The organism is Salipiger sp. HF18, from assembly GCF_011806505.1.
Classification (GTDB): domain Bacteria; phylum Pseudomonadota; class Alphaproteobacteria; order Rhodobacterales; family Rhodobacteraceae; genus Salipiger; species Salipiger thiooxidans.
Genome location: NZ_JAATOS010000380.1, coordinates 1 through 3,815 on the forward strand (window position 1 = coordinate 1; position 3,815 = coordinate 3,815).

Annotated in this window: 4 protein-coding genes; 1 reads left to right on the forward strand and 3 read right to left on the reverse strand. The window is 67.4% G+C overall.

What is annotated here, in order from left to right; all coding sequences use genetic code 11:
* Both HC022_RS20870 and thrS read right to left on the reverse strand, forming a co-directional pair.
* The coding region (locus HC022_RS20870; protein WP_167453700.1) for a DUF2282 domain-containing protein at positions 1-138 on the reverse strand (138 nt) is incomplete at its 3' end.
* Positions 139-466: 328 nt separating this feature from the next.
* On the reverse strand, positions 467-2,416 hold the full coding sequence (gene thrS, locus HC022_RS20875) for a threonine--tRNA ligase (RefSeq protein WP_167453701.1): 1,950 nt from the start codon (positions 2,414-2,416) through the stop codon (positions 467-469).
* 217 nt (positions 2,417-2,633) lie between these two features.
* Between thrS and HC022_RS20880 the strand changes: the two genes are divergently transcribed.
* A complete protein-coding gene (locus HC022_RS20880) occupies positions 2,634-2,927 on the forward strand; it encodes a hypothetical protein (RefSeq protein ID WP_167453702.1) in 294 nt (97 codons plus the stop codon).
* A 4-nt stretch (positions 2,928-2,931) separates the two neighbouring features.
* Here the strand turns inward: HC022_RS20880 and HC022_RS20885 are convergent, their stop codons facing one another.
* Positions 2,932-3,627: a M48 family metalloprotease gene (locus tag HC022_RS20885; RefSeq protein WP_167453703.1), complete on the reverse strand. Its 696-nt coding sequence runs from the start codon at positions 3,625-3,627 to the stop codon at positions 2,932-2,934.
* Positions 3,628-3,815 lie beyond the last annotated feature (188 nt).

A 3,815-nucleotide genomic window follows, 5' to 3' on the forward strand; every position in this document is an offset into this window, starting at 1 on the left:
GGCGGCGCAGTCGTTCTGGCCGGCCAGCGCCACGCCGAAGCACTTCTCCTTGGCCTGCGCCTGCACGGTCTGGGCGCTGAGCGTGACGGCGGTTGCAACGGCGCCCAGCAGCGCCACGGTTTTCAGTTTGTTCGACATCTTCATCTTCCCTGTTGAAGGTCCCGTTGGATGGTGTCGGCGGGTTCAACCCGGCGACACCCGAATGGTGCGCCCGGTCCGCAGCCCGCGCCCTTCACGGGGGAGGGCGTCACGCGGGTGTCATCCCCCGTCGTTGCCCGGGGATCGGATGCGCGGCCTCAGGACGCTGAAAAGATGAGGTATTCCAAAACCGCGAAAGCGCGGTCGTAACGTCATCACGGGCCCGGAGGGGCCTTTGTTACAACGCAACGGGCCCCCGCGCATCGCGTGGGGGCCCGTCGTGAGGAATGTTACAGCCGCCGCGCACGCTGGCGGGAGCGGGATGTGATCAGCCGCGCAGATCCGGCGGCGTGGCCTCGGTGCCGAGCTCGGCCGCGATCTCGTCAAGGCTGCGGACCTGGGTCTGCTTCTCGCCCAGACGGCGAACCGTCACGGTGCGCTCCTCGACCTCGCGATGGCCCACGGCAAGGATCACCGGCACCTTGCCGAGCGAGTGCTCGCGCACCTTGTAGTTGATCTTCTCGTTGCGCACGTCGGCCTCGGCGCGGACGCCGGCGGCGCGCAGCGCGGCCACGGCCTCGTGCACATAGTCATCCGCTTCCGAGGTGATCGAGGCCACAACGACCTGCCGCGGCGCCAGCCAGAACGGCAGCTTGCCCGAGTGTTCCTCGATCAGGATGCCGATGAAGCGCTCGAACGAGCCCAGCACGGCGCGGTGCAACATGATCGGGCGGTGCTTCTCGCCGTCCTGCCCGACGTAGTTCGCGTCGAGACGCTCGGGCAGGTTGGGGTCGAGCTGCAGCGTGCCGCACTGCCAGTCGCGGCCGATGGCGTCGGTCAGCACGAACTCGAGCTTGGGCGCGTAGAAGGCGCCTTCGCCCGGGAAGATCTCGAACTCGCGGCCGGCGGCCTTGCAGGCGTTGGCCAGCGCCTCCTCCATGCTGTCCCAGCTCTCTTCCGAGCCCACGCGCTTCTCGGGCCGGGTCGAGAGTTTCACCCGCCAGCTGTCAAAACCGAGGTCGGCATAGATCTTGGCGAGGAAGTCGATGAACTTCTTCGACTCCTCCTCGATCTGGTCGAAGGTGCAGAAGATGTGCGCATCGTCCTGGGTGAAGCCGCGGACCCGCATGATGCCGTGCAGCGCGCCCGAGGGCTCGTAGCGGTTGCACGAACCGAACTCGGCCATGCGCAGCGGCAGGTCGCGGTAGGACTTGAGCCCGTGGTTGAAGATCTGCACGTGGCACGGGCAGTTCATCGGCTTCAGCGCGTTGATGGTCTTCTCGCGCGCGCCTTCCTCGTCCACTTCCACGATGAACATGTTCTCGCGGTAGTTTTCCCAGTGGCCGGACTCTTCCCAGAGCTTGCGGTTCACCACCTGCGGGGTGTTCACCTCGACGTAGCCGTCCTTGCGCTGCATCCGCCGCATGTAGTCCTGCAGCGAGGTGTAGACGGTCCAGCCGTTCGGGTGCCAGAAGATCTGGCCCGGCGCCTCGGGCTGGAGGTGGAAGAGATCCATCTCGCTGCCGAGCTTGCGGTGGTCGCGCTTGGCGGCTTCCTCGAGGAAGGTGAGGTACTTCTTCAGGTCGTCGCGGTTGCGGAAGGCCACGCCCTGGATGCGCTGGAGCATCGGGCGGTTGACGTCGCCGAACCAGTAGGCGCCCGACACGCCCATCAGCTTGAAGGCATCCGCCGGCAGCTGGCCGGTGCTCTGCAGGTGCGGGCCGCGGCAGAGATCCTGCCACTCGCCGTGCCAGTACATGCGGATGTCCGCGCCCTCGGGGATGCGGTCCACGAGCTCGACCTTGTAGCCTTCGCCGCGCTCTTCGTAAAAGGCGCGGGCGCGGGCGCGGTCCCAGATCTCGGTGCGCACGGCGTCGCGGGCGTTGATAATTTCCTTCATCTTCGCCTCGATGGCGCCGAGGTCCTCGGGGGTGAAGGGCTCGGCGCGGTCGAAATCGTAGAACCAGCCGTTCTCGGTGACCGGGCCGATGGTGACCTTGGTGTCGGGCCAGATCTCCTGCACGGCGCGCGCCATGACGTGCGCGAGGTCGTGCCGGATCAGCTCGAGCGCCGGTGCGTCGTCCTGAAGGGTGTTGATGGCGATCTCGGCGCTCTCGTCGATCGGCCACTGCAGGTCCCAGTGCTGGCCATTGACCTGCGCCGAGATGGCTTTCTTCGAGAGGGATTTCGAGATCGACGCCGCGACTTCGGCCGGAGTCACGCCACTGTCGAAGTCGCGCACATTGCCATCGGGGAAGGTAAGAGAGATTTGGGCCATTGGTCTGGCTCTCCTCGTCGGTTTGGCGCCCACGGAACGCCCGGTTGCGGGTTATGTCGATGCCGCCTTGTGGCGCCGCAGGGCGGGGGTGTCAAGAACGGTGGTGGTGGTCTGGTGCTTTGCGACTGAGGGCTGTGGCCGTGGCGCGCCGGCAGGGCCGGGGCTTGCACGCGGCCCGGCAGGGCCTATCTTTGAGGGAAAGCGAAAGGCAGGTCAGATGCTCTTGAAAGCCGTCAGCGTAGCGCTCGTGGTGCTTGGTATCATTCTCGCCGCCGTGGCGTCTCCCACGCGTGGCAACGCCGCTGAGGGCTCGTTTCCGCGGCTGCCGCTCGGATTCGGCCGCCCGGTGCCGCTGACCGCGGGCGAGAAGCAGCAGCTGGTGTTCCTGTCGCCCGGCCTCGATGTCGACAAGCTGCCGCCCGAATACAGCGCCCGGCTGCGCGACATCATCCACCACGACCGCAGCGACCACGAGAAGCGCAGCATGATCCGCTCGCTTCTCAACCGCTGAGCGCTCAGTTCCGCGACACCGCCTCCCAGCGCGCTTCCAAGGCCTCGATGGCGGCGATCCGCTCCGAGGTCTTCGGGTGCGACAGCAGCCACGCGGGAACCGCGCCGCCGCGGCTGCGGGTGAGGCGCTCGAGCTTTTCGAAGAGCGTCTTCTGCGGCCCCACGCCGATTCCCGCCTTGTGCAGGAGCGCCGCCGCATAGGCGTCGGCCTCGTACTCGTCCCCTCGCGACAGCCGTGCTGCCAGAAGCCGCATGAGCGTCGTGGCGATCCACGGACCGAAGCCCGGAATGAAGCGGCTCAGCACCATGGCGAGCGCAGTGCGCAGGGCGTTCTGGCCGGAGAAGTCGATCATCCGCCGGCGCGAATGGCCAAGCGCCACGTGCCCGAGCTCGTGGGCGATGACGCTCGCAAGCTCCTCGGCGCTGACCTCGCCTGCACGGTAACGGTCGTGGAAGCCACGCGTGATGAAGATCCGCCCGTCGGGCGCCGCGAGCCCGTTGACCGGCTCGATTTCGTAGATGTTCACCCGGATCCGCGGCAGGTCGAGCGCCGTCGCCATGCGGTCGGTGAGCTGCTTCAGTCTCGGATCGGCAAGCTCGGTCGAGCGCGCATCGAGCTCGCGCGCGGTGCGCCAGGCCGAGAATCGGTACATCGCGATGGCATAGAGCAGGGCGAGCAGGATCGGGGTGAAGCGCAGCATGGGCTCAATATGGTGGCCGAAGACGGCGCTGCCAAGCGGGAGACTGCAGCTTGTGGCGAGGCAGGAGGGGGGGCGGCCCCCCCGCTTCGCGCACCCCCGGGGTTATCTGGCAAAAAGAAGAAGGGGGGCGGGGGCCCGCCTCCTCTTTCCGGGGAAAACCCCCCCGGGGGGTGGGCGGGGCTCCCGGG

Bases quoted from the DNA above. Each gene is read 5' to 3' on its own strand.
- thrS (WP_167453701.1), bottom strand. From the start codon at position 2,416: ATGGCCCAAATCTCTCTTACCTTCCCCGATGGCAATGTGCGCGACTTC.
- HC022_RS20885 (WP_167453703.1), bottom strand. From the start codon at position 3,627: ATGCTGCGCTTCACCCCGATCCTGCTCGCCCTGCTCTATGCCATCGCG.
- HC022_RS20880 (WP_167453702.1), top strand. From the start codon at position 2,634: ATGCTCTTGAAAGCCGTCAGCGTAGCGCTCGTGGTGCTTGGTATCATT.